General features: G+C 61.5%; 12 protein-coding genes and 1 pseudogene. 5 read left to right on the top strand and 8 right to left on the bottom strand.

Features of this window, described 5'->3' with window-relative positions:
- Positions 1–13 precede the first annotated feature (13 nt).
- The 4 genes and pseudogenes from GM655_RS17355 (at position 14) to GM655_RS17345 (ending at position 6,092) form a co-directional block, all read left to right on the top strand.
- Positions 14–1,660: a DUF5597 domain-containing protein gene (locus tag GM655_RS17355; protein WP_155435946.1), complete on the top strand. Its 1,647-nt coding sequence runs from the start codon at positions 14–16 to the stop codon at positions 1,658–1,660.
- Positions 1,561–3,921 (top strand): annotated as a pseudogene (locus GM655_RS17350) (TIM-barrel domain-containing protein); the annotation flags it as partial. The gene GM655_RS17355 and the pseudogene GM655_RS17350, both read left to right, overlap by 100 nt.
- Entirely contained in the window at positions 3,913–4,554 is a 642-nt protein-coding gene (locus tag GM655_RS23330) for a glycoside hydrolase family 31 protein (RefSeq protein ID WP_371866886.1), read from the top strand. The pseudogene GM655_RS17350 and the gene GM655_RS23330, both read left to right, overlap by 9 nt.
- A complete protein-coding gene (locus tag GM655_RS17345) occupies positions 4,551–6,092 on the top strand; it encodes a GH39 family glycosyl hydrolase (protein WP_155435945.1) in 1,542 nt (513 codons plus the stop codon). Before GM655_RS23330 ends, GM655_RS17345 begins: the two co-directional genes overlap by 4 nt.
- 9 nt (positions 6,093–6,101) lie before the next feature.
- Here GM655_RS17345 and GM655_RS17340 read toward each other — a convergent pair whose 3' ends face one another.
- From GM655_RS17340 to GM655_RS17330, 3 genes are all read right to left on the bottom strand, one after another.
- Positions 6,102–7,451 carry a tryptophan 7-halogenase gene (locus GM655_RS17340; RefSeq protein WP_155435944.1) on the bottom strand — a complete coding sequence of 450 codons (1,350 nt, stop codon included), beginning with the start codon at positions 7,449–7,451 and terminating at the stop codon, positions 6,102–6,104.
- Positions 7,451–9,703 carry a glycoside hydrolase family 3 C-terminal domain-containing protein gene (locus GM655_RS17335; RefSeq protein ID WP_155435943.1) on the bottom strand — a complete coding sequence of 751 codons (2,253 nt, stop codon included), beginning with the start codon at positions 9,701–9,703 and terminating at the stop codon, positions 7,451–7,453. Before GM655_RS17335 ends, GM655_RS17340 begins: the two co-directional genes overlap by 1 nt.
- A gap of 111 nt (positions 9,704–9,814) precedes the next feature.
- Positions 9,815–10,981 (bottom strand): glycoside hydrolase family 5 protein, encoded by a 1,167-nt coding sequence (locus tag GM655_RS17330; RefSeq protein ID WP_155435942.1) that lies wholly within the window; start codon positions 10,979–10,981, stop codon positions 9,815–9,817.
- Positions 10,982–11,202: 221 nt separating this feature from the next.
- On the opposite strand from GM655_RS17330, the gene GM655_RS17325 reads away from it, so the two are divergent.
- Positions 11,203–12,111, top strand: coding sequence for an alpha/beta hydrolase (locus GM655_RS17325; protein ID WP_155435941.1), 909 nt, complete (start codon positions 11,203–11,205; stop codon positions 12,109–12,111).
- Between the two features lie 29 nt (positions 12,112–12,140).
- Here the strand turns inward: GM655_RS17325 and GM655_RS17320 are convergent, their stop codons facing one another.
- From GM655_RS17320 to xylF, 5 genes are read right to left on the bottom strand one after another with little or no spacing between them, the layout of a single operon-like run.
- Positions 12,141–13,475, bottom strand: a complete 1,335-nt coding sequence (locus GM655_RS17320) for a GDSL-type esterase/lipase family protein (RefSeq protein WP_155435940.1) — start codon at positions 13,473–13,475, stop codon at positions 12,141–12,143.
- 36 nt (positions 13,476–13,511) lie between these two features.
- Entirely contained in the window at positions 13,512–15,131 is a 1,620-nt protein-coding gene (locus tag GM655_RS17315; RefSeq protein WP_155435939.1) for an alpha-L-fucosidase, read from the bottom strand.
- Positions 15,132–15,167: 36 nt separating this feature from the next.
- The gene (locus tag GM655_RS17310; RefSeq protein WP_155435938.1) at positions 15,168–16,310 is read right to left on the bottom strand and encodes a sugar ABC transporter permease; all 1,143 of its coding nucleotides are present in this window, start codon (positions 16,308–16,310) and stop codon (positions 15,168–15,170) included.
- 3 nt (positions 16,311–16,313) lie between these two features.
- The gene (xylG, locus tag GM655_RS17305; protein WP_155435937.1) at positions 16,314–17,852 is read right to left on the bottom strand and encodes a D-xylose ABC transporter ATP-binding protein; all 1,539 of its coding nucleotides are present in this window, start codon (positions 17,850–17,852) and stop codon (positions 16,314–16,316) included.
- 10 nt (positions 17,853–17,862) lie between these two features.
- Positions 17,863–18,867 (bottom strand): D-xylose ABC transporter substrate-binding protein, encoded by a 1,005-nt coding sequence (gene xylF, locus GM655_RS17300; protein ID WP_155435936.1) that lies wholly within the window; start codon positions 18,865–18,867, stop codon positions 17,863–17,865.
- Positions 18,868–18,883 lie beyond the last annotated feature (16 nt).

Here is an 18,883-nt window from a genome sequence, read left to right as displayed (position 1 = left end):
AAGGTAGAAATAGATGATGCCAACCGCCCGCCGGCTTGTTACCACCCTCCTGTTTTTGATGGCAGCAAGCAGCGCGGCGCTGGCCTCGGAAATCCCCCGCATCGTCAGCCATCAGGGACGCCATGCCCTGATGGTGGACGGCGCCCCCTTCCTGATCCTCGGTGGACAGGCGCACAATTCCAGCAATTATCCGCAGGCGCTGGATAAAGTATTTGCCGCCATCAAGGACATGCACGCCAACACGCTGGAGATACCCGTGGCGTGGGAACAGATCGAGCCGGTCGAAGGCCAGTTCGATTTCAGCTATGTCGACACCTTGCTCAAGCAGGCGCGCCAGCATCAGGTGCGGCTGGTGCTGCTGTGGTTCGGCACTTGGAAGAACACCAGCCCTAGTTACGCCCCCGAGTGGGTCAAGTTCAACAATGCGCGCTTCCCGCGTATGCTGGACCGGCAAGGCAAACCCAATTACTGCCTGTCGCCGCATGGCGACACTACCCTGCGGGCCGACCGCAAAGCTTTTGTCCGCCTGATGCAGCACCTGAAGCAGGTCGATAGCGCCGCGCGCACCATAATCATGATGCAGGTGGAGAATGAAGTGGGCACCTATGGCTATGCGCGCGATTACAGCCCTGCAGCCGAACAGCTATTCCGCCAGCCCGTGCCGGCCGCCGTACTGGCGCACAAAAAGCCGCTGCCGGAGCGGCCATCCAGCGGCACGTGGCAGCAGGTGTATGGCGACTATGCCGAAGAGTACTTCCACGCCTATGCCATCGCCAGCTATATCGAGGAAATCGCCAAGGCCGGCCGCGCCGTGTATGACCTGCCCATGTACGTCAACAATGCCCAGCGTGATTCCACCGAAAGCCCGCTGCTGCCATGGCACGAGAACTTCGCCAGCGGCGGCCCGACCTATGACGTAATCGATATCTATCGCGCCGCTGCACCGCACATCGACTTCGCCAGCCCGGATATCTACGATCCAGACTGGAAAAAATTCAACGCCAGCCTGCAGCACTTCCAGCGCGCCGACCAGCCGCTGATGGTGCCCGAAATGAGCAATGGCGCCAACTATGTGCGCTATCTGTGGCTGGTGCTCGGACGCGGCGCCATCGGCGTGGCGCCGTTCGGCATCGACTATGCCGAGTACAGCAACTTCCCGCTCGGCCACAAGGCCAGCGACCGCAGCATGGTGGCGCCGTTCGGCGCGATCTATGCCGCCTTCCGCCCCATGCAGCGCCAGTGGGCACGCTGGGCGTATGAAGGCCGTACCTACGGCGTGGCCGAAGGCGACGACCGCCAGCCGCAGAGCATCGCCATGAAGGGCTGGAACGCTACCATCTCGTTCCGCGAATGGCAGTTCGGTGAGCGCGAATACTTCAAGGATCTGAAAGACACACCGGTCGGCACGGAGATTCCGAATGGCGGCGTGGCTATCGCCCAGACGGGCGAGAAGGAATTCATCATCATCGGCCAGCGCGCGCGCGTCAAGATCAGCCATGCAAAAGGCGAGCCGTCGATGTGGGCACGGGTGGAACAGGGACATTTCGACGCCAGCGGCAAATGGATCATGGAGCGCAACTGGAACGGCGACCAGACCGACTACGGCCTGAATCTAGGCGCTACACCCACCGTACTCAAAGTAACACTGAACACCTATTAAACAGCGGAGACACTATGCGTATCAAGATCATGGCCCATGCAGTGGCCAGTTTGGCTGGCCTGGCCACCCTGACCAGCGTGCCGGCACTGGCGGGCAGCTTTGAAAAGACCGCCACCGGCCTGATCGTGCGGCCTGACAGCGGTGCAGCCAGAGAGGTGCGGCTGGAAGTCATGGCCGACAACATCATCCACGTGGTCAAAATCGACCAGCCGAATAAGACGCTGACACCCTCGCTGATGACGGTAGCCCAGCCGCTGCAGGGCAGCTACAGCGTGACCGCCGGCAAAGACAAAGTCAAGCTCAAAGCCAAACGCATGGCGGTGGAAGTCAGCCTCGCCACGGGCGCACTGCAGTTCTTCAACGCGGCCGGCAAAGCCTTCCTGACCCAGCACGCGGAAAGCATGACGCCCGTATCCGTCGAAGGCCAGCAGATGCTGGCGATTAAACAGGGCTTCAATCACGGCACCACCGACGCGCTGTATGGCCTGGGCCAGCATCAGAACCACCAGATGAACATGAACGGCGAAGACGTGCTGCTGATGCAGCACAATATGGCGATTGCCGTGCCGTTTGTCGTCTCCAGCAAGAACTACGGCGTCCTGTGGGATAACAATGCCATCTCGCGCTTCGGCGACAGCAAACCGTATGCATGGCTGAGCCGCGACCTGCAACTGGCCGATGCCGATGGCGTGGCCGGCGGGCTCACGGCCAAGTACTATGTGGACGGCAAACTGGTGTACACGCGGCGCGAGAAGGATATCGCCTACCAATATCTGAAGGACGTGGCCGAGAACTGGCCCAAGGATGCGGTTGATCCGAAAGCGGCCAATCTGAAAGTGGTGTGGGAAGGCACCATGCGTTCGCCCAAGGCTGGCGTGCACAAAATGCAGTTGTACTCGTCCGACTATGCCAAGCTGACTGTCGATGGCAAGGAAGTCATGGATGTCTGGCGTCAGGGCTGGAACCCGTGGTATCACAACTTTGAAGTCAGCTTCAAGGCGGATCAGCCAGTGCCGCTGCGGCTCGAATGGCAGCCTAGCGGCGGCATGATCGCCATGACCCACAACGATCCCCTGCCCGCGCCCGAGCGCCATTCGCTGACCTTCTCGTCCGAACTCGCGCAGAGCATCAATTACTATGTGATCAACGGCGACAGCATGGACAAGGTCATCGCCGGTTACCACCACCTGACAGGCCGCGCACCGATGATGCCGAAATGGGCCTATGGCTACTGGCAGTCGCGCCAGCGCTACGAAACGCAGGAACAACTACTGGGCGTGCTACGCGAATACCGCAAGCGTGGCTGGCCGATCGACAATATGGTGCAGGACTGGTTCTACTGGCCGGAAGATGGCTGGGGTAGCCACGATTTCGACAAAGCGCGCTTCCCCGACGCCAAAGCCATGGTGGATGAAATCCATCAGGCGCACGCACGCATCATGATCTCCATCTGGGGCAAGTTCTACGCCAATACGGCCAACTACAAGGAACTCGAAGCCCAAGGCCACATGTAGACCAAGAACGTCGAGAACGGCGATCTGGACTGGGTAGGCCCCGGCTACAAGAACAGCCACTACTCGCCGTATGCACCGGAAGCACGCGATATCTACTACCGCCAGATGAAGCCCAAGCTGGTGGACCTGGGCTTCGACGCGTGGTGGATGGACAATACTGAACCCGATGTGCTGTCGAACGCCCGTCCCGAGGACTTCAAGAAGCTGATCGGACCCACCATCTACGGCGCCGGCGAGATCACCTTCAATCCGTATAGTCTGGTGCACACGGAAGGCTTCTACCAACATCTGAAGCAGGACCGGCCTGACACGCGCCAGTTCATACTGTCGCGTTCCGGTTTCGCAGGTATCCAGCGTAACGCCAGCGCTGTATGGAGTGGCGACACGGTGAGCCGCTGGAACAATCTGTATGACCAGATTTCGGCTGGCGTCAGTATTTCCATGTCCGGCATCGCCAACTGGACGCACGATATCGGCGGCTATGCGCAGGAAACCCGCTTCCAGATCGGCGAAGTCGGCTCGGCACAGGAAAACCGCAGTACCGGCACGCGTGCAGGCAATCCGGAAGATTTGAAAGAATGGCGCGAGCTGAATCTGCGCTGGTTCCAGTTCGGCGCTTTCTCGCCGCTGTTCCGTTCGCACGGCGAAGTGGTCAAGCGTGAGATCCACGAAATCTCGCCGGAAGGCTCGCCTATGCGCGCCTCGATGGTGTGGTACGACCAGCTGCGCTATCGCCTGATGCCTTACATTTACTCGGCCGCTGCCGATATCCACTACGAATCGGGCGCCATCATGCGCGCACTGGTAATGGACTATCCGCAGGACCCAGCGGTGCGCGACCTGAAAGACGAATATCTGTTCGGCCACAGCTTGCTGGTAGCTCCGGTAACTACCTATGGCGGCCGTGCGCGCGAGGTCTATCTGCCTAAAGGCAGCGACTGGTACGATTTCTACACCGGCCAGTTGCACCGCGGCGGCCGGAGCGTCAAGGTGGATGCACCGGAAACCCGCATTCCTGTGCTGGTCAAGGCTGGCGCCATCGTTCCATTTGGTCCCGTCACCCAGTACGTCGACGAAAAACCGGACGCGCCGCTCACGCTGAATGTCTACACGGGAGCCGATGGTCAGTTCACGCTGTATGAAGATGATGGCGTCAGCAATGGCTATCTGCGCGGCGAAGCCAGCCGGATTCCGTTCAGCTACAACCAGAAGACGGGCGTGTTCACCATCGGTGCACGCAGCGGCCAGTACCAAGGCATGGTGGCTAAGCGCCAGTTCAAGATCCGCTTTATCAAGCCTGGCGATTCGAGCAGCGACAACTTCGAGCTGGCCGACCGCAGCGTAGACTACGATGGGCACGCCATCAAGGTGCAACGATGAAGGCGGCGCTGCTGATCTGCGGCACCGCACTGGCCTGCACGGCCAGTGCCGCCAATGTGCGCGAAATCGTGCTCGATGCTGCGGCAGCGAGTACGCCACGCGACCATTTTGCCGATCTGTCGGTGGGCTCCGACTATCCCGGCACACTGATACGGGACGACAGTCTGGCACAGCTCAAGACCGCACGGCAGGAACTAGGCTTTCGCTACCTGCGCTTCCATGCCATCTTCCATGATGTGCTGGGCACCTACCGTGAGGTAGACGGCCAGCCGGTCTACGACTGGAGCAAGCTCGATTACCTGTATGACCAGATGCTCAAGATCGGCATCAAGCCCTTCGTGGAACTGGGCTTTACACCGTTGGCCATGCGCAGTTCGGACCTCAGCATCTTCTACTGGAAAGGCAACACCTCCCATCCGCAGCCGGATAAGTGGGTGGCGCTGATCGATGCTTTCGTACGCCACGTACAGCAGCGCTATGGTGCGGACGAAGTGCGTAGCTGGTTCTTCGAGGTGTGGAACGAACCCAATCTGGACGGCTTCTGGGAGCGCGCCGACCAGCAAGCCTATTTCGAACTGTATGCCCGTACTGCCCGTACCATCAAGGCCATCGATCCCGCACTGCGGGTGGGTGGCCCATCCACGGCAGGTGCCGCATGGGTGCCGGAATTCCTCGCCTATATGCGCAGCAACGCTGTGCCGGTAGATTTCGTCACGACCCACACCTACGGCGTAGATGGCGGCTTCCTCGATGAGCATGGCAAGGAGGATACCAAGCTGTCCGATTCGCCGGATGCCATCGTCGGCGATGTGCGCCGCGTACGCGCGCAGATGCAGGCCGCCGGACATGCCGACATGCCGCTCTACTTCACCGAGTGGAGCACCAGCTACACGCCGCGTGATCCCGTGCATGATGCCTATCTGAGTGCGCCCTACATCCTGCAGAAGCTCAAGCAAAGTGCCGGTCTGGTTCAAGGCATGAGCTACTGGACCTATAGCGATCTGTTCGAAGAACCGGGGCCGCCTACGGCGCCGTTCGAAGGCGGTTTTGGTCTGATGAATCCGCAGGGCGTGCGCAAGCCTGCATGGTTTGCCTATAAATATCTGAACCAGCTAGGCGAAGCTGAAGTGCCTACTGGCGACGCGCAGAGCTATGCCGCCCGTAGCCATGGCGCCACCCAGGTGCTGGCATGGGACTTCCAAACGCCGCAACAGAAGCTCAGTAATCGCAGCTACTACACACGGGTACAGCCGAGCAAGGCCAGTCAGCCATTGCGGCTAGTGCTCAAAGGTTATACTGCGGGCAAATACGCGGTGAGCATCTACCGCACCGGTTATCAGGCCAATGATGCGCATACGGCTTACCTGCGTATGGGTGCGCCGAAGACGCTGACCTCCGCCCAGCTAGAGCAACTGCAGACAGAGACGCGTGATCTGCCACGTACACAAGTCCTGAATGTACCGGTCAGCGGCAAAGCCACGCTCAACGTGGCGATGCGCAGCAACGACATCGTGCTCGTCAAAATCGAGCGACGCTAGGTGCGTCGCTCAGGCCAGCAGCTGATGCTGCTGGCCGTATTCACGCTGTACCAGTTCCATCAAGGCCGCCAGTCTGACACGGCGCGCATCACGCGCATGCAGTGCTTCTTCGCGCGTCAATTCCAGTAATACGGGATCGCAGCGGCGCAGCACACAGCCGGTCGCCGCATAAATGCCGCCCCAGCTCGCACCATCCAGCCGCGCCGCTTCGTGCCGCGGCGGGTTGACGCATTCGCGCCAAGCCTGCAGCCGCAGCGCCAGCGCATCCGGCAAGGCCAGCTTGCCCATATCACGCCAGAACTGGCTATCCTGCCGCGTCGAACGGGCATAGTGCAGAATCAGCCGGTCACGCTCGTAGCAGTACAGGCGCTCCTGCGCACGGTTGTATGCCGCAATGGCGTCTGCCTGGGCGGAGGCAGGACTGGCCAGCACCTGCAGTATATCCGTCAGTCCGCGTTGGATCAGCATCACTGCGGGCGCTTCGAGCGGTTCCAGCTGGCCCGCTGCCTGCCCCAGTGCGACCACATTGTGCTGCCAGAATCGGCTACGGTGACCACTGCGCAGATGTTGCAGACGGGGTTCCGCCAGCGCCGCGCCATCCAGCCGCGCTAGCAGTCTGGTACGGGCGGTCGCATCATCGCAATGCCGGCGCGAGTAGATATAACCATGTTCGCTACGATGCTGCAGCGAGATCTGCCATGCCCAGCCGGCATCCAGCGCGACCGCGATATTACAGGGCGCGGGTGTCGCGGCACTGCGCTCGGCCGGACAAAGCCAGACCGCATCGGCAGGCAGCCACTGGCTGAAATCGACAAAAGGCACTCCCAGTTCCGCGCCCAGTAGCAGTGCATCGCCGCCGCTGCAATCGATGAACAAATCCGCACATATGTTGCGACCATTGCTCAGTTGTAGCGCGCTGATGCCGCCATCTGCCCGGCGAATCGCCTGCTCCAGCCGCCCCACATTGCGGTGTACGCCGCGCAGCATGGCAAGCCGGCGCAGATAGCCCGCATATAGCTGGGTATCGAACTGGTAGGCATATTGGGCTGCCGTGCCATCCGGCTCCATGCCGGCCAACATATCGAAATAGCGCTGGCCTAAATGCTGCCAGTCGCGCAGTTCCGTTCCTAGCCGGTAGCTACCCAGCGTCGCGCGCAGGAAGTCCGCTTCGTCGATACCGACCATGCGGTGGAATTCGCGCAGGGCCGCACAACTGGCCACACCAATGCCGATGCTACACGTAGGCGCCGCCTCCACCACTTCGACCTCTACCGCGCGCTGGCTGGTGACCAGCGCCAGCGCCGCCATCCAGCCTGCCGTGCCACCGCCGAGTATGACGATGCGCTGATATGGCTGCATCAGTGCGACGCCTTGATCGCGCGACCCTGCACATCGTAGCTGGCCGCGTCGAGATGTATGACCACACTGCTGGCTTGAGCGTCGCGTGCATGCGCCGCCAGTGTGACGCGGTAGTCGCCAGCGGCAACCTGCCAGCGCTTGCTGGCGCTATCGAATGTAGCCAGCAGGCGAGGATCGACGCTTAGGCTCACGCTGGTGCGCGCACCGGCAGCCAGGCTGACTTTACTGAAGCCGCCCAGACGTTTGGGAGCTTCCCAGCGCGCCTGCACGGGCGCCACATAAATCTGCGCCACCTGTTTGCCAGCCAGTTTGCCCGTGTTACGCACTTCGAAGCTGGCCTGTAGACGGCCGTCGCGCACTTCTGCGCGCAAGCCCAACATGGCAAACTCGGTGTACGACAGGCCAAAGCCGAACGGGAACAGCGGCGTCTGCTGTTTCAGGTCGAACCATTTATAGCCGACTGCTGCGCCTTCGTGATAATCCACCTCGATGCGGGCATCGGCCTGCTCCGGATAGCCATCCAGTTTAGGGCGCGGTAGTTGCGCTTCGCTGACCGGGAAAGTCATAGGCAGACGGCCGGACGGATTGACTTCGCCGGTCAGCACGCTGGCAATAGCTTCGCCGCCCTGCGTGCCCGGATACCACGCCTCCAGCACGGCGCCCGCCTGTTCCAGCCACGGCATGGTCACGGGGCCGCCCGTCTCCAACACCACCACAGTACGCGGGTTCGCTGCCGTAACGGCATGGATCAGTGCATCCTGCTGCTTGGGCAGTGCCAGATCCGGCACATCCATGCCTTCGCCGGTCCACTGGGTGGCAAACATCAGCACCACGTCGCTGTCGCGTGCCAGGGCGGCGGCACGGGCGGGATCGCGCCCGTCATCAAAGCGCAGCGTGGCTTTGCCCAGCTTGCGCTGCAAAGCCTGATACGGCGAAGACGGATAAATCATCACGGGGCCAGGCCAGACTTTCGGTTCCAGCTCCGGTACCGCATTGCCTCCTTGCGGATACACCAGCGAGGAACCACCACCCGCCATCACGCCCTTGTCGGCATAGCCGCCTATCACAGCAATGCGGCGCGCACCATCTGCCAGTGGCAGCAGCTTGTCGCGGTTCTTCAGCAATACCATACCTTCCTGTGCGGCGTGCTGGCTGGCCGCGCCGTGTGCGCGAAAATCGATCTGCTGCGGCGCCACCGTCACTGGATGGTCTATCACGCCATGCTCGAACATGGCACCGACGATGCGCAACGCCATGTCATCCAGCCGTTGCTGCGGCACCCAGCCGTTGAGCACAGCTTCCTTGAGCGGCGGGCCAAAATAGTCGGACAGATCGAACGGCATGCCGGACTGCTGATCCAGTCCTGCATTGGCGGCCGGTATGGTGCTGTGGGTGGCGCCCCAGTCCGACATGACCCAACCCTTGAAGCCCCACTCCTGCTTCAGCACCGTATTCAGCAAGTAGCTGTTCTCGCACGCATAGGCGCCGTTCACCCGGTTATAGCCGCACATCACGGAGCCGGGCTGGCCATCTTCATAGGCCAGTTGCAGCGCCAGCAGATCGGACATGCGTGCGGCGCTATCGTCGATCTTCACATTCAGCGTAGTGCGGTTGGTTTCCTGATCATTGAGTGCAAAATGCTTGAGCGTTGCCACCACTTTCTGCGACTGGATGCCGGCTATCTGGGCGCCGACTATGCGCCCCGCCAGCAGCGGGTCTTCTCCCGCGTATTCGAAATTACGTCCATTGCGCGGCTCGCGCAACAGATTGACGCCACCGGCCAGCAGCACATTGAAGCCGAACTTGCGCGCTTCATCGCCTATCATGGCACCGGCCGCACGCGCCCCTGCCGTATCCCAGCTGGCCGCCGTACTCAGACCGGAAGGCAGTGCCGTACCTTGGCGTACGTCTGGCCCCGGCTGACTGGCCACACCCAGCCCCGCATCCGTTTCATACAGCGGCGGTATGCCCAGCCGATCTACCCCATCGATGTAGCCAGCCGACTGCGGCCGTGCGCCAGCCGGCCGCTTGCTCTTTTTCCAGTCCGAGTCTGCGCCCAGATAGCCATACACCAGCCGCAGCTTTTCATCCAGCGTCATAGCCTGTACCACCAGTGCGGCCCGCTGTGCAGCGGGAAGCTTGGCATTCATCCATGGCTGTGCAGGCGCGGGCGCATCGGCATAAGTGGTGGTAGCGCTGGCGCACAGCAGCACAGCGGCACAGATCTGGCTTAACGGGGAAGAGATTTTCATATTCGCTCGAATAAAAAAGGGGCAGCAGCGGCTGCCCGAACTACCCTTACGGGCAGAGGGAGATGTCTACGTCCGCCAGCCTGGCCGGACGATGACAGCACAGCTAAAGATTTATCGGCTGGCACTGATCAGCGCTTCGATAATGTCAACATACACGGGCACGGCGCGGCCCCGATCGAACAGGCCGGACTGATGGTTGGTCGTGTAGCCATTGTCCCAGTACATGGGCACTATGCCGCGGCTATGGGCAGCGCGCGTCATGTAACTGTCCCAGTACTTGCGCTGGCTGCCGGCGGGATCAAACTCGCTGCGCAGAATCGCCGAATATTCCCCCAGCAGCACGGGTATGCCCTGTGCGATAAAGGCTTTGCGCAGTTTCTCGAACTGCCCGTCCGTATAGGCTTCGTTAGCCCAGCCAGACGGATTTGCGGCACTGCCCCAGCGCCACACGCCACTCTTTTCATCAAGCGCAAAATCGTACGGATCGTAGTCATGCACTTCCATCATCATACGCTGTGCCGTGCTGTCATGCGGCAGCGTGGCATTGCAATTGAGAGTGTAATTGATGTTGGTATTGAAGCCCTGTACCACCAGATGGCGGCGCGCATTGTTGCCACCCGTAGCGCGCACTGCATCGATAAAGGTCTGGTTATAGCTATTCTGGACGGCGCAGTATTCGCTGGTCGGGGCGCCATAATCGCCGTCCACCATCACCTCGTTGGTACCGGCAAACAGCAGGGTATCGCCATAATCGCGGAAGCGGGTGGCAATCTGCTGCCAGAACTTGCGCGTGCGCGCCTGCGCCATGTTCTGGGCGGCGTAAGTCGGCTGCATCCAGCCGCCATCCCAGTGCAGATTGATCATCACGATTAGCCCGGCCGCACGTGCATCATCAACCACCTGCACTACCCGCTGCATCCACTGCGGGCTGATATTGTCCTGCGCGTCCGCATACACTTTCCACGAAATGGGGATGCGCACGCTGCGGAAACCGGCCGCCTTGACGGCGTCGAATAGCTGGCGGCTGGCGGGCGGATTACCCCACGCAGTCTCCTGAAACACCGTACTGCCCCAAACATAGGGATGCTTGCTATCGATTGCCTCCAGCGCGTTGCCCAGATTCCAGCCCGGCGACATCAGCGACGAAAACTGCATGCTGGTCAGCTCACGCATGGGCTCCGGCGCCGGTACGCTGCCCGCCTCGGCGGCGCATACCTGCGGCACAGGAAAGGCTGCAAGTGCCAGCGCCATGCTCAGCGCAGGTAGGAATGATTTCATCAAAGTCTCCGTTCAGGTTACGGGCGCTCTGGCGCCGCCACGGCACCGGTCCCGTATCGGCATTGCGCCAGGAACCAGTTCAATTATGGCATTGTGCGAGCCCCGCCCCGCAGCAGCAATTGCGAAATCCCGCAACTGTCCAAACGAAATTGCGCAGCGGCGGTTGCGGCGCGCCAGATTGAGTACTATCGCTACATCACTATCAGACAGGAGTTTCATCCATGCGTTTATCCCGCTTCCGCCTGCTGCCTTTGCTGCTGGCACTCAACTGGCAGGCGCACGCCCAGACAGTACAACTCGACCTGTGGCCAGAAGGTGTGCCTAACTACCGCGCCAACGCAGGCGCAGAGCAGCATGATGGCGAGCGTATCAACAATATCTCGCACCCTAGCCTGACGGTCTATCCCGCATCGATCGACCGCCCCGCCCGCACGGCCGTGATCATCTGTCCCGGTGGTGGTTATGCCTATCTGTCCTACACCCGTGAAGGCCAGCAGTACGCGCAATGGCTCTCCGGCTTGGGCGTGACGGCATTCGTGCTGAAATCGCGCCTGTCGGACTACGGCCATCCGGCGCCGCTGCAGGATGTGCTGCGCGCTATCCGCACGGTGCGCGCCCATGCTGCGGACTATGGCATTGCACCGGACCGCATCGGCGTGATGGGCAGTTCGGCGGGCGGCCATCTGGCGGCCAGCGCGGCTACGCTGTACGACAATCCGGCCGGCCGCACGGGCGCTGCGCTCGATAGCATCAGCGCACGGCCGGACTTTCTCATGCTGATGTACCCCGTGATTACCATGGCGCCAGCCACCACCCACATGGGTTCGCGCCAGGCCCTGCTGGGACAACAGCCTAGCGCCGCACAGGTGCAGCTGATGTCGACCGAGCTACAGGTCCATGCCCAGACTCCGCCCACCTTGCTGATCCACAGTCAGGATGACGATGTGGTGCCGGTCGAGAACAGCATCCTGTTCTACCAGGCGCTGACCCGCGCCCGCGTACCGGCCGAGATGTATCTGTTCGAACGGGGCGGACACGGTATGGCATTGCGCCCCGGTCTCGGTAATGCCTCGAACTGGACCAAGCGCGCCGAGGACTGGCTGGCTAGCCGCAAGCTGATCGTCCAGTAAGCACGACGCACCTGAACTGGCAAGACAGCTCAGGGCTGACTTGCCAGCATACGGGTCAGGACAGGCTGCATGGCTTCGGCCCAGATGGTATAGCCGCGCTGCTGCGGATGCAGCAAATCGGGCATCACACTGGTGCTCAGGCGCCCATCTGCGTCCAGCATCGCGCTATTCAAATTGGCAAATACCACCTTGTCGCCATCGGCCAGCGCTGCCAGTCTGACGTTAATCTGCTCGTTGATACGTCGCAGTACCGCATCCGCACCGGCTTCACGCGGGAAGATGGCCAGCAGCAGCACGCGCGTCTGCGGCAAGCGCTGGCGCAGTTCCTGCAGGATGCGCGCCACGCCCGCTGCTGTCACTTCCGGCTGATCCTGGCGATCACCCGTATTGTTAGTGCCTATCATGAGCACGGCCACCTTGGGCTGCAGGCCATCCACCTCGCCATGCTGCAGACGCCACAGCACATTCTCCGTGTGGTCACCGCCATAGCCGAGATTCAGCGCGTGGTAAGCTGCGTAATACTGCTGCCACACTGCCTTGCCATCATTTTCCCAGCCTTCCGTAATCGAATCGCCGATAAACACGAGCTCAGGCGCCGTGCCTGCTGCCAGCATCTGCTGTTTGAGGGCCAGCTTCTGTTCATGCCGCTGCATCCAGCGCGGCATTGCCCACGCCTGATTGAGCGGGCTAGGCTCGAATGCGATGCTGCGATAGTCGGGGCAGGACTGGTTAGGCTTGCCGTGCGCAACGATACGTACATTGGCCAGTGCCACTTCGCCAGCGCCATTGGCTTCCAGCGCAAACGGCACGTCTACCTTGCTGAAATCATCGCCGCCACGGGCAAAGCAGTTCAGCGAGAATGACAGGTGCTGCCAGCCTTTACCCTGCAATGCGCGCCCCGGCACAACATAGCTCAGTTTGCGCTGGCAGGCTTCACCACAAGCCATCTTGAAGTCTATGCCGCCCTGCGCCAGCTGCGCCACACGCAGATCCAGTTCCAGCGTGGCATGCGGCACCAGTGCCTGCAGATCCAGTGCTCGCGCGGGCGTCAGGCGCAGGGCCGCGTACCACGCATGATCCCATTTCAGCAGCAGTGCATTACGCCGCCCTGCCTCGCGTTGGGGTTGCACACTGGCGCTGCCACCGGCGCCGCTCAGTACCAGCGGAGCACCCGCCTGCATAGGCGCAGACAAGTCGTGCGCCACCAGCGTAACGGGCAAGGAGCCGGCTTTCTGTCCGCTGTATAGCGACAGATCGGCGCTGCCGGCATGCGCAGCAGGCAGTACGCCTACAGTCAATGCACTGACGGCCAGCAAGCGGCCCAGCAGATGCCATGGCAACGCGACGCGACGGGATAGCGGCATAATTTGGTGCAGGGTATTACGCATGGTGTCAGGCTTTCAGCTTGTGATTTTCAGGGCGAAGGCATACGGCAATGCGGGCCGCTCAGCGGGCAGATGTACCAGCAGGCCGTCTGCCTGCTGGGTGTAGGCGAGATTCTTTGTGCCGCCTATCAGTTGCACGGTACGCACGGGCACCTGGCCGCGCCGCAACTGGCGCAGCAGCACCGTGCCGTGCTCCGGCCAGCCCATGACGAAGGCATACAAGTCATTCTCCTTGCAGGTATAGCGGATATCGGCGCTGCTGAAGGCAATGCCCTGTCCTTCATTGAAGCCCTGCTTGCTCTGGCTGGCCGCAGCTTCCAGCACCGGTCCTTCGCCCGCTACCCGCCACGGACGGCTATCGTAGATGGCGGAACCGTACACGCCCATCCACTGACCGATCTCCTCCACCACCGCGCGTTCGCGCTCATCGATGCTGCCATTGCCGCGCACCGGCACGCTCAGTAGCAGATTGCCGTTCTTGCTGACCACGTCGATCAACATGTGCACCACGGTGCGGGCGCTCTTATAGCCATTCGCATCGTAGATGCGCCGGTCATAATGCCAGTTACCGATGCAGGTACAGGTCTGCCACGGCAGCGCTTCGATCTCGTTGCTCTGGCCCCGTTCGATGTCGAGCACCATGCACTGGCGCTGCTGCGCATCCAGCAGTTTGCCGTTGATCACAGCTTCCAGCCGCCCCTTGCGGGCGATGCTCAGGTTGTAGATATCGGCCGCCAGCCGCAGCCCCACATCGCTGACGGGGTGTAGCGGCAGCACGGTATCGTCGAAATACACCAGATCGGGATCATAGTTCTGCACCAGATCCATCACACGGGCACGGAACTGCTCCACATACTCGGCGCTCGGCAGCGCCACGCCGCCACGCCAGTGCCACTGCTCGTCCCAGATGCCGCTCTGCTGGGCCGGCGCGCTCAAAGGGTGATTCTGCGCATACAGCCCTTGTGGGTCCAGGCCCTGCCACCACTTGCCGGCACCATCGGTACGCTGCAGGTGGCCGTCGTACGGCACACCCGCCAGCGGCCCATGCTTGTCGGCGCCCTGCGCCACCTCGTACCATGTCCACGCATGAGCGGCATGGACGCTCACGCCGAAACGCATGCCCTGGCGCCGTGCCGCAGCGCGCCAGCCGCCGATCAAATCCTTGCACGGACCGATACGGGTCGAGTTCCACTCCGGCTGGTAGCGACTATCGTACAGATCGAAATTGTCGTGGTGATTGGCCAGCGCCACAAAATAGCGCGCACCCGCGCGGCGATACAGCGCCAGCAGCTCGTCAGGCTGCCACGCGTCCGCGCGCCAGTTGCCGATGATGTCCTTGAAGCCGTGCTGCGACGGGTGGCCATAGTGCTGCAGATGATGCTGGTAGGCTTCGCTATCCTGCTCGTACATGGCGCGCGCATACCAGTCGCCATATTCGGGCGCACACTGGGGCCCCCAGTGTGCCCAGATGCCGAATTTGGCATTGCGGAACCAGTCCGGCGTGCGGTACTGCGCCAGCGAGTCCCAGTCCGGCGTGAATTGCGCCGCGCGTTCAGGCGCGGCAAACAGATAAGGTGAGGCAGCCAGCGCCGGTATCGCGGCGGCCAGCTGTTTGAGTATTTGACGACGTTGCATGCTGGCCGCTCCGCTTGTAGGTTTGTGCTGTCTGGCCTAGCGGCGCGCGCTGCGCGTGGCCACGTCCACCCACACGGCAAAGGTCAGGATCAGGCCTTTGACGATCATCTGCCAGTAGGCATCCACATCCAGCATGGACATGCCGTTATCGAGACTGGCCATGACCAGTGCACCGATCAGCGCACCGTGCACGGTGCCGGCGCCGCCGCGCATGGAAGTACCGCCAATGAAGCAGGCGGCAATCACATCGAGCTCACCGGCCGTACCGGCCGAAGGCGAACCAGCCGCCAGACGGGCCGTGTTGATCAGGCCACCGAGCGCGCACATCAGGCCCATCAGGCCGAAGATCCACAGCTTAATCGCACGTACGTTCACGCCGGACAGACGGGCTGCTTCCATATTGCTGCCCAGCGCATAGATGCGGCGGCCGAATACGGTCTGGGTGGCGATGTAGCTGAACACGCCCAGCAGCACCAGCAACAGCAGCACCGGCAGCGGAATACCTTCATAGCTGTTGAACAGGTAGACAAAGCCGCCCACTGCCGCCGCCGTCGCCAGCACGCGCAAGCCATCGGTCCACAGGCTGCGCAACGGCAGACGGTGCAGCGCCAGCAGGCGGCGCTGCTGCCACACCAGCAGCACATCGAGCGCCACCAGCAGCACGCCGAGTGCCACGCCCAGCGACGGCGCCAGATAGCCCTGCCCCAGCGCCGTCAGTTCCGGCGACACGGGTGCGATGGTCTGGCCACCAGATACGCCCAGCAGCACGCCCCGATAGGCCAGCATGCCGCCCAGCCCGACGATAAAGGAAGGGATGCCCGCATACGCCGTCAGATACCCGTTGAACAGACCGACCAGCAGGCCGCAGAACAACACCAGAGCCAGTGTGGCCGGCAGCGGCAGGTGGTGGCTCACATCGAGCAGCGCAGCAGCACCGCCCAGCAGACCCAGTAGCGAGCCCACCGACAGATCGATTTCACCGGCAATGATGATGAACACCATGCCGCAGGCAAGAATGCCGGTAATTGCCATCTGCCGCATCAGGTTGGACAGATTGCGCGCGGTGGCGAAATCGCCATCCGTCTTCCAGCTAAAGAAAGCCCAGATCAGCGCGATGGCCACCATCAACGCCAGTAGTTTGTATTGCGTGAACAGCTGTTTGAATTGAGTGTTTTTCATGTTTTACGCTACGCTGTATTGCTGCTGGCCGATAGCTGCGGCCAGTAACTGTTCCTGAGTCAGATTCTGATTGATGAAGTCACCGCACAAACGCCCTTCGCCCATCACCAGTACACGGTCCGAGATGCCCAGCACTTCCGGCAGTTCGGACGACACCATGATGATGGCCACGCCCTGCGCAGCCAGTTCCAGAATCAGGCGGTAGATTTCGAATTTGGCGCCCACGTCGACGCCACGGGTAGGCTCGTCCAGTATCAGCACCTGCGGTTCGGTCAGCAGCATCTTGGCCAGCACTGCCTTCTGCTGGTTGCCGCCCGAAAGCGCCGTAATCGGCAGCGCCGGACTGGCCGTTTTCAGCGCCAGCTGGCTAATCTGCTGATGGATCGCCAGCAGTTCCGCCGTACTATCAATGCGCGTCAGGCGCGCATAGCGCTGCAGTACCGATAGCGTGATATTTGCCCCCACGCCCAGATCGGGCACGATGCCATGCTGCTTGCGGTCTTCCGGCACCAGTGCAAAGCCGTGCGCGATGGCCTGTAGCGGCGTACGGTTTTCCACCTTGCGCCCGTTCAGCCAGATCTCGCCTTCCGACATGCCGCCATACGCGCCGAACAGCTTGCTCACCAGTTCCGTGCGCCCCGCACCGACTAGTCCCGCTATGCCCAGTACTTCGCCTTTGCGCAGCGAGAACGACACTTCATCGACCCGCTTGCGCGACGGCTGATCCGGGTCGTAGCAGCTGATATGGCGCGCTTCCAGCACCACCTCGCCCACTGCATGGGGAATCTGCGGATACATCTGGCTCATTTCGCGCCCCACCATCTGCGCCACGATGGTCGGCACATCCATCTGCGCCATCGGCGTGCTGGCAATATGCTGGCCGTCGCGGATCACCACCACGGTGTCGCAGATTGCTGCCACTTCCTCCAGCTTGTGCGAAATATAGACACAAGCCACACCCTTGGCTTTCAGGCCGCGTACTATCTCCAGCAGCACATCCGTCTCGGCCGCCGTCAGCGAAGCCGAAGGTTCATCCAGAATCAGCAGCTTGGCCTGTTTGTTGAGCGCCTTGGCGATCTCGATCAGTTGCTGGTGGCCGCCGCCATACTGCTTCACGGGCAGTACCACGTTTACATCGGGCAGCCTGAGTTCGCGCAGCAGCGCCTCGGCACGCTGGTTCATGGCCGGATAGTTCATGCGTCCGCCGGGCAGCGTAAGCTCGTGGCCGAGGAAGATGTTCTCCGCCACAGACAGTTCAGGCACCAGCATCAGCTCCTGATGGATGATGATGATGCCGGCTGCTTCCGTCTCGCGCACCGAATGTGCACGCAGCGGCTGGCCTTCCCACAGAATTTCACCTTCCCAGCTGCCATGCGGATAAACCGCCGACAGCACTTTCATCAGGGTCGACTTGCCGGCGCCGTTTTCGCCGCACAGGCCTATGCATTCGCCGGGACGGATCTTCAGATCAATCCCGTTGAGCGCCGCCACACCGCCAAAACGCTTGACGATCTGGCGCATTTCAAACAGATATTCCGACATGCGTAGCGCCTTATTTACCGGCCAGCTGGGCCTGAGTGTAGAAGCCGTCCTTGACCAGCAGATCGACGTTGGCAGACGTCAGCAGGATAGGCTTGAGCAGCAGCGTATCGACCTTTTTGTAGCCATTATCGATCTGTGCCTGGGTAGCAGGCTTCTCGCCGCGCACCAGTTGCACCGACAGCTTGGCCGCTTCGCCTGCGATCTGGCGCAGCGGCTTGTAGACCGTCATGGCCTGCGTACCGGCGATAACCCGGCGTACCGCCGCCAGATCGGCATCCTGCCCCGACACCGGCACTTTACCGGCCAGCTTCTGCGCGGCCAGCGCCTGTATCGCACCGCCCGCCGTGCCATCATTCGAGGCCACCACCGCATCGATCTTGTTGCCATTGGCCGTCAGTGCATTTTCCACGATGGCCATGGCTTCGGCCGCGCTCCAGTCCTTGACCCACTGCTTGCCCACGATCTTGATCGCGCCTTTATCCACCAGCGGCTGCAGGACTTTCAGCTGGCCCTCGCGCAGCATCTTGGCATTGTTGTCGGTCGGCGCGCCGCCCAGCAGGTAGTAATTACCCTTGGGTTTCAGCTGCACCAGCGCCGTAGCCTGCAGCTCGCCCACTGCCGTATTGTCGAACGAGATATAGGCATCGACGTCGGCGTTCAGGATCAGGCGGTCGTAAGAAAGTACCTTGACCTTGGCCTTCTTGGCCTGACTGACAGCATTGGCCAGCACGGTGGCGTTGTACGGTACGATCACCAGCACGTCGACGCCGCGCGCAATCAGATTTTCGATCTGCGCCATCTGGCGCTGTTCGCTGGCGTCGGCCGACTGCACGTACACCTTGGCGCCGAGTTGTTCCGCGGCGGCAACGAAAAAGTCGCGGTCACGGGTCCAGCGCTCGACGCGCAGGTCATCGATGGAGAAGCCGATTTTAGGATGATTGGCATCGGCGCTAGCCGGTGCGCTGGCACACAGCGTGGCAATGGCCAGTGCCATGGCACTCAGAACATGTTTCATTAAAGTCTCCTGTAAT

The organism is Pseudoduganella danionis (assembly GCF_009720775.1).
GTDB lineage: Bacteria > Pseudomonadota > Gammaproteobacteria > Burkholderiales > Burkholderiaceae_D > Rugamonas > Rugamonas danionis.
Note: the sequence above shows the minus strand (reverse complement) of the source record. Positions and strands in the feature narration are given on the sequence as shown.

Bases quoted from the DNA above. Each gene is read 5' to 3' on its own strand.
- xylF (WP_155435936.1), bottom strand. From the start codon at position 18,867: ATGAAACATGTTCTGAGTGCCATGGCACTGGCCATTGCCACGCTGTGT.
- GM655_RS17325 (WP_155435941.1), top strand. From the start codon at position 11,203: ATGCGTTTATCCCGCTTCCGCCTGCTGCCTTTGCTGCTGGCACTCAAC.
- xylG (WP_155435937.1), bottom strand. From the start codon at position 17,852: ATGTCGGAATATCTGTTTGAAATGCGCCAGATCGTCAAGCGTTTTGGC.
- GM655_RS17315 (WP_155435939.1), bottom strand. From the start codon at position 15,131: ATGCAACGTCGTCAAATACTCAAACAGCTGGCCGCCGCGATACCGGCG.
- GM655_RS17340 (WP_155435944.1), bottom strand. From the start codon at position 7,451: ATGCAGCCATATCAGCGCATCGTCATACTCGGCGGTGGCACGGCAGGC.
- GM655_RS23330 (WP_371866886.1), top strand. From the start codon at position 3,913: ATGCCTTACATTTACTCGGCCGCTGCCGATATCCACTACGAATCGGGC.
- GM655_RS17310 (WP_155435938.1), bottom strand. From the start codon at position 16,310: ATGAAAAACACTCAATTCAAACAGCTGTTCACGCAATACAAACTACTG.
- GM655_RS17335 (WP_155435943.1), bottom strand. From the start codon at position 9,703: ATGAAAATCTCTTCCCCGTTAAGCCAGATCTGTGCCGCTGTGCTGCTG.
- GM655_RS17320 (WP_155435940.1), bottom strand. From the start codon at position 13,475: ATGCCGCTATCCCGTCGCGTCGCGTTGCCATGGCATCTGCTGGGCCGC.
- GM655_RS17355 (WP_155435946.1), top strand. From the start codon at position 14: ATGATGCCAACCGCCCGCCGGCTTGTTACCACCCTCCTGTTTTTGATG.
- GM655_RS17345 (WP_155435945.1), top strand. From the start codon at position 4,551: ATGAAGGCGGCGCTGCTGATCTGCGGCACCGCACTGGCCTGCACGGCC.
- GM655_RS17330 (WP_155435942.1), bottom strand. From the start codon at position 10,981: ATGAAATCATTCCTACCTGCGCTGAGCATGGCGCTGGCACTTGCAGCC.